Raw genomic sequence first — 6,017 nt, forward strand, 5'->3', positions numbered from 1 at the left:
GAGCCCGGGTCCGAGACGTCGATGACCGGGCAGGACTGGGGGTTGCGCTGGGCGAACAGCAGGAAGTCGTAGGCGTAGCGCTTCGGCACGGCGATCAGGTTCGCCTGCGTCATTCCCGTGCACCAACCGCTCGTCGGCACTGACAGGCCGTCACGGAACATCTGGCGGGCCTCGGCGGGTGTCAACGATTCCACTGGTGCACTCATGTGAGGGCCTGCTTTCTTGTCTCTTCGAAGAACAACGTGTCGCCGGGTCGGATGTTTGCAGCACGGTCCATGTCGGCATCCACCACCACCGCGATGACGGGGTAGCCGCCGGTGACTGGGTGGTCGGCGAGCATCAGTGTCGGGCGACCCCCCGGCGGGACCTGTAGCGCGCCCCGGACGACCCCCTCGCTGGAGAGCTCTCGCGACACCACCCGCTCGAGCACCGGACCGGCCAACCTCATGCCGATCCGGTTCCCGACGGCGGTGGCCGTCCACGGCTCGGTGAGGAGCGTGTGGCAGGAGGCGGTGGTGAACCAGTCGTCGCGCGGACCCATGATGACCCGCAGCCGCGAACCGGTCGCGGCTCGGATGACGGCCTGGTCCACGGTGGGATACGTGGTCGGCGGCGAGCCGACGGGCAGCCGTACGCCGTCCGTGAGGACCTCTGGGCCGAGGTGCGCCATCGTGTCGGTCGAGCGGGAGCCCAGCACCGGGGGGACCGTGATCCCGCCCCGGACCGCGAGATAGCTCCGGACGCCGGCGGACGCGACGCCGACCCGGATCGTCTGCCCGGCCTTCACGCGCAGGACGGCGTTGCAGCTCTCCGCGCGGCCGTCGACCCAGATCGGCACCGAAGCTCCGGTCACCGCCATCAGCGACTCGGCCGTCGAGGAGGCCGAGAAGTCGCCGATGGTGATCTCGATGGCAGCGGCGTCCTCGGGATTGCCGACCAACCTGTTTGCGAGCTTGAGCGACCCACGATCCGCGGCGCCCGAGGCGCCGACGCCGATCCTCGCCAGCCCGGGGCGGCCGAGGTCCTGGATGGTCGCCATGGGGCCTGCGTTCAGGACCACCAGTTCCGCGCTACGCAACGTTGTCCACGCTTGCGAAGCTGACCCGTGTCCCCGGGGTGAGCAGGGCGGGCGGGTCTCGGTGGAGGTCCCACGCCTTGAGGGTGGTGTGGCCGACGATCTGCCACCCTCCGGGGGACTCGCGCGGGTAGACGCCGGTGAACTCTCCGGCCAGCGCCACGGCGCCCGCCGGTACGCGGGTGCGAGGGCTGGCGCGACGTGACACCTCCAGCCCGCCGGCATCGCCGACGAGGTAGCCGAAGCCGGGGGAGAACCCCGCGAAGGCGACTGTCCATACCTGGCCCGTGTGGCGACGTACAGTTTCCGCCACCGAGATCCCGAGTAGCGAAGAGACCACGGCCAGGTCCTCACCGTCGTACCGGACGGGCACGGTCAGCACCTCTCCAATCTGACGCTGTGCCCGTTCGGGGGATCGGGTTCTGATGTCCTGGCAGACCTGCTCCGGAGTGGCGACGGCGGGGTCGAATCTCACCAGCAGGGTCTCCAGTGCCGGCACCAGGTCCACCATCCCGGAGACTGGGCGCGCTTCGAGGTCTGCATGGAGCGACAGGACGTCCTCGAGGGTGGCCAGTTCGACGAGCACGGCGACGTCACCGCAGCGCATGAACCTCACCGCGCAACTGCTCGGATCTCGACACCTGCTGCGGTCAGCGCGGCGCGGACCGCGTGTGCCATCTCGACCGCGCCCGGGCTGTCACCGTGGATGCACAGGGAGTCGGCGTCGATGCTGATGATGCTGCCGTCGATGGCCTCGACCTCGTGGTGGGTGACCATGCGGGTCGCCCGACGGGCCACGTGCTCGACGTCGGTGAGGACGGCACCGGGCTCAGACCTGCTGACCAGGGTCCCCTCGGGGGTGTAGGCGCGGTCGACGAACGCCTCGGTGATCACCCCGAGCCCCTGCTCGCGAGCTGCGGTCAACACGGCGGAGCCGGGCAGCCCTAGGATCTTCAGGGAGGGGTCGAAGGTCTTGGTCGCCCGGACGACCGCACGTGCCTGCCCGACGTGGTGGACGACGGTGTTGTAGAGCGCACCGTGCGGCTTCACGTAGGCGACGCGCTGGCCGGCGGCCCGGGCAAATCCCTCCAGCGCTGCGATCTGGTAGAGCACCGCGTCGGCCAGGGATTCCTGCGACATGTCGAGGAAGCGTCGGCCGAAGCCGGCCAGGTCCGGGTAGCCGACGTGGGCGCCGATCCTCACGCCCTCGGCGGCTGCGGTCGCGGTGGTCTGCCGGATCACCGTGGGGTCCCCGGCGTGGAATCCGCACGCGACGTTCGCGCTGCTCACCAGCGACAACATGGCGGCGTCGTCGCCGAGGCGCCAGGCGCCGTAGGACTCGCCGAGGTCGCAGTTGAGGTCGACCGCGAGGGGACCGGCGCTCATCGCTGTCCGGTCCCCTCGCCGACCTCTGGGGCCGGCGGACGCAGCCGGTGCCAGGTGGATGCCCGCTCGTACGCCGCGCCCACCTGGAGGACGGTCGCCTCGTCGAACGCGCGACCGATGATCTGCAGGCCGAGCGGGAGGCCCTGGGCGTCGACGCCGCAGGGCACCGACAGCGCGGGCAGTCCGGTGAGGTTCGCCGGGCACGACAGCCGCACGTAGGAGCTCATGATTGACTCGGAGTAGTTGTCGGTGATGTCCAGGACCGCGGCGTCGCGCAGGGCCGCGGAGGTCGGGAGGGTGGGGACGACTACGACGTCCGCGGTCGATAGGATCTGCTGCCACTCGGCTTGGACGAGCCCGCGGGTGCGCTGGCCGTCGATGTAGTCCACCGCAGGCAGGCTCAGGCCGGCCTCCAGCAGGGCGCGGACGTCTTCGGTGTAGAGGTCGCCAAGTTGGCCGAGGCGGTTCCGGTGGTAGGCGCTGGCCTCGGCCATCATGATCGCAAAGGTGGCGCCCATGTACGCCGACGCGAGGGGGAGCTCGACCGGGACGATGGTCGCGCCAAGACCCTCGAGCACCGCGAGGGACTGCTCGTAGGCCTTCTGCATGCCGACGCTGAGATTGTCCGCGTAGTGGTTGACCGGCACGGCGATCGTGAGTCCGTCGACCCCGTCGCTGAGGTGGGTTAGGTAGTCGGGGACCGGCACGTCGTGCGAGCCCACGTCGGCGGGGTCGTGCCCGGCCATCACCTGCAGCGCTGCCGCGGCGTCGGCGACGTAGCGCGTGAGCGGGCCGGCGTGGTCCAGGGACCAGCTCAGCGGCGTGATGCCGGACTTGCTCACCCGGCCGTAGGTGGGCTTGATGCCGACGACGCCGCACAGCGCGGCGGGCATCCGGATGGAGCCGGCGGTGTCCGTGCCGAGCGCCATCAGGCAGGTGTCGAGGGCCAGTGCGGCCGCCGAGCCGCCGCTGGAGCCGCCCGGGACCCGGCCGAGGTCCCAGGGGTTGCCCGTCTGCGGCGTGGTGGAGCCGAACGCGAACTCGTGTGTGTGGGTCTTGCCGAGGATGACCGCCCCGCCCTCGCGGAGCAGCGCGACGCTGTGGGCGTCCATAGCGGACGGCGGCGCGTCGGCCAGCGATCGCGAGCCTGCTCCGGTCGCGTGGCCGGCGACGTCGAAGAGGTCCTTGACCGCGATCGGGATGCCGTGCAGCGGTCCGCGGTCGATGCCGCGTCCGATCTCGTCCTCGGCCTGCTGGGCGGCGGCGAGCGCATCCTCGGCGTAGACCTCGACGTAGGCGTTGACGGCCCCGTCGACCTCGTCGATGCGGGCCAGGCAGGCGCGGGTCAGCTCCACCGGCGAGAGCTCCCCGCGCCGGATGGCCGCACGTGCGGTGAGGATGTCGAGATCGCTGTTCACTTCTCCGCTCCTCGGCTTGGGTCGAACGACATGGCGACGGCGGTCTCGCCTAGGGGCACCGCGCGCATGCGCGCCAGCAGCAGGTTGAGCTCGGGCGACAGCGCGGGCAGCAGGTCGGCGGACGCTGCCGGTGCCGGCCTGTCCATCACTCGTCGTCCTTCTCCGCGACGGGCACGTAGAGCTTCTTGGCGTCCCTCTCGAACATGATCAGGTAGACCAGCACCAACGCCAGGGAGGCGATCGCGATGATCGCGCCCAGGGAGTAGACGACGGGCGTCACGCGGATCGTCGTCACCGAGACGAGGGCGCGGGGAAGGGAGATGTCCTGCCCCAGCGCCAGGGCGCTGCGCTGGAGCTCGTCGAAGGAGAGCGTGAAGCCGAACAGCAGGGACGCGAGCACCGCGGGCCGCAGGATCGGCAGTGTGACGTGGCGGAAGACCTGCAGCGCCGTGGCCCCAAGCATGGACGCCGCCTCCTCGATCTGCCGGTCGAAGCGGTTGAGAAAGATCATGAAGATCACGAAAGAGAACGGAAGCGTCCACCCGACGTGTACCAGCAGCCCTGTGGTGTACCAACGCGGCTCGAGCTCGATTGCGGTGGCCAGGAGCCGGATGCCGAGGCCCACCACGATGCCAGGCGCGATCATGCCGAGCAGCAGGACGAAGAACAGCGAGTTGCGGCCGCGGAACTGCTGGCGGAACGCGACGGCGGCCGAGAGCCCCAGCACCGTCGCCACGACGGCGGTCAATACGCCCAGCACTAAGGAGAGCTGGAGCGGGCCCCAGTAGTCGGTGATCGGCTCACCGGCGATCGTGAAGAGCTCGATCCGGTCGGGGTGTAGCAACTTCTCATAGGAAATTAGCGACAGGTCCGTGGGGGGGAACGTCGACGTCTGGTCCTCGGTGAAGGACAGGCTGGTCATCACCAGCAGCGGCGCGTAGAGCGCGACCAGCACCAGCAGGAGGAACCCCATGCTGACGAACTTGAAGATCCGCTGTCCTCGGGTCTGCACCTCCACGGCTCAGACCTCCTTTCGCAGGTCGTGGACGCGGCTGAGCAGCCAGATGAGCACCAGGGCGATCACGAGCAGCGCGGCGGAGACCGCTGCGGCCATGGGCCACTGGAGCGTCTCGGCGTACCGCAGGGACAGTCCGGCCAGCATCGGGTTGGTGGCCCCGCCGACGATCTGCTCGGTCGCGAAGTCGCCGAGCAGGAACACGGTTGCGAAGAACGAGCCGGCGACGATCCCCGGCTTGGCGAGAGGGATCTCGACCTTCCAGAACGTCGTCCAGGGCGAGGCCCCCGACATGCGTGAGGCCGCGAGGGTGTCGGCGTCGATCCGGGAGAGCCCGAAGTAGACCGGGCCGACGATGAACACGATGTACATCGACACCAGGGCGATGGTCATCGCTACCGAGTTGTACAGGAACGCCGAGCTGGGGCTGTCGATGATCCCGGTCTTGACGAGCGCCCCGTTCAGCACGCCCTTGTTGCCGAACATCGGGATCCAGGTGATGATCCGGATCACGTAGCTGACCCAGAAGGGCAGCACGGTGAGCATCAGGATCGCGGTCTGCATCGAGAGAGATCGCACGTGGCGGGCGATGAAGTAGGCCGCCGGGACGCCGATGCCGAGGATCAGCGTGAGCACCGTCAGCCAGGTGCGCACCGTCCACCAGACGATGCCCCAGAAGGTGGAGTCGGTGAGCATGAGGGAGTAGGTGGCGGGGTCCCAGTCCTGGACCAGCTCGAAGCCGTCCAGGCGCCAGAACCCGACCGTGACCACGAAGACGACGGGCACGATGACCGAGACCGAGATCCAGATCAGCGCGGGCCATGCCAGGAGTGGGGGAAGAGCCTTGCGCCCCGTGGCCCCGCGGAGTGAGGGAGACCTGGTCTCGCTCTCGGTCGTCGTCGTCATCGTGGTCCTTCTCAGAGTCCCTCAGATCAGCTGGCGGTGAACTTGGTCCAGAGGCGCGAGTACTCGGCGAACTCGGCCGGGTACTGCTGCCACTCGGCGGTGTTCTGGATCCGGGACTCCAGCGAGGGCCGCTTGTCGGTGGCGCCGGCATACCAGTAGTCCCAGTCGGAGACGTCGGGGTCGGTGGTGAAGGTGTTCTCGATGAGCGGCTTCACCA

At 69.2% G+C, this 6,017-nt stretch carries 8 protein-coding genes and 1 pseudogene; all 9 read right to left on the reverse strand.

From position 1 onward, the window contains the following. Positions 1–206, reverse strand: a pseudogene (locus JWN68_RS11995) (hypothetical protein); the annotation flags it as partial. Then, complete coding sequence (locus tag JWN68_RS12000) at positions 203–1,060, reverse strand: biotin-dependent carboxyltransferase family protein (RefSeq protein ID WP_297739030.1); 858 nt, start codon at positions 1,058–1,060, stop codon at positions 203–205. The pseudogene JWN68_RS11995 and the gene JWN68_RS12000, both read right to left, overlap by 4 nt. 10 nt (positions 1,061–1,070) lie before the next feature. Continuing rightward, positions 1,071–1,682: an allophanate hydrolase subunit 1 gene (locus JWN68_RS12005; protein ID WP_297739048.1), complete on the reverse strand. Its 612-nt coding sequence runs from the start codon at positions 1,680–1,682 to the stop codon at positions 1,071–1,073. 5 nt (positions 1,683–1,687) lie between these two features. After that, positions 1,688–2,461: a 5-oxoprolinase subunit PxpA gene (locus JWN68_RS12010; RefSeq protein ID WP_297739032.1), complete on the reverse strand. Its 774-nt coding sequence runs from the start codon at positions 2,459–2,461 to the stop codon at positions 1,688–1,690. Continuing rightward, positions 2,458–3,879 carry an amidase gene (locus JWN68_RS12015; protein WP_297739038.1) on the reverse strand — a complete coding sequence of 474 codons (1,422 nt, stop codon included), beginning with the start codon at positions 3,877–3,879 and terminating at the stop codon, positions 2,458–2,460. Before JWN68_RS12015 ends, JWN68_RS12010 begins: the two co-directional genes overlap by 4 nt. Next, complete coding sequence (locus JWN68_RS12020; protein ID WP_297739039.1) at positions 3,876–4,025, reverse strand: hypothetical protein; 150 nt, start codon at positions 4,023–4,025, stop codon at positions 3,876–3,878. The genes JWN68_RS12015 and JWN68_RS12020 overlap by 4 nt, the downstream gene beginning before the upstream one ends. Beyond that, a complete protein-coding gene (locus JWN68_RS12025; RefSeq protein ID WP_297739041.1) occupies positions 4,025–4,897 on the reverse strand; it encodes an ABC transporter permease subunit in 873 nt (290 codons plus the stop codon). The genes JWN68_RS12020 and JWN68_RS12025 overlap by 1 nt, the downstream gene beginning before the upstream one ends. 3 nt (positions 4,898–4,900) lie before the next feature. Next, complete coding sequence (locus JWN68_RS12030; protein ID WP_297739044.1) at positions 4,901–5,800, reverse strand: ABC transporter permease; 900 nt, start codon at positions 5,798–5,800, stop codon at positions 4,901–4,903. Positions 5,801–5,826: 26 nt separating this feature from the next. Beyond that, positions 5,827–6,017, reverse strand: a 191-nt coding sequence (locus JWN68_RS12035; RefSeq protein WP_297739046.1) for a hypothetical protein, incomplete at its 5' end; no start/stop codon positions are given.

The organism is Nocardioides sp. (assembly GCF_025964975.1).
Classification (GTDB): Bacteria; Actinomycetota; Actinomycetes; order Propionibacteriales; family Nocardioidaceae; genus Nocardioides.

Excerpts from the sequence above, each read along its gene's own strand:
- JWN68_RS12005 (WP_297739048.1), bottom strand. The coding sequence starts at position 1,682 with ATGCGCTGCGGTGACGTCGCCGTGCTCGTCGAACTGGCCACCCTCGAG.
- JWN68_RS12010 (WP_297739032.1), bottom strand. The coding sequence starts at position 2,461 with ATGAGCGCCGGTCCCCTCGCGGTCGACCTCAACTGCGACCTCGGCGAG.
- JWN68_RS12020 (WP_297739039.1), bottom strand. The coding sequence starts at position 4,025 with ATGGACAGGCCGGCACCGGCAGCGTCCGCCGACCTGCTGCCCGCGCTG.
- JWN68_RS12030 (WP_297739044.1), bottom strand. The coding sequence starts at position 5,800 with ATGACGACGACGACCGAGAGCGAGACCAGGTCTCCCTCACTCCGCGGG.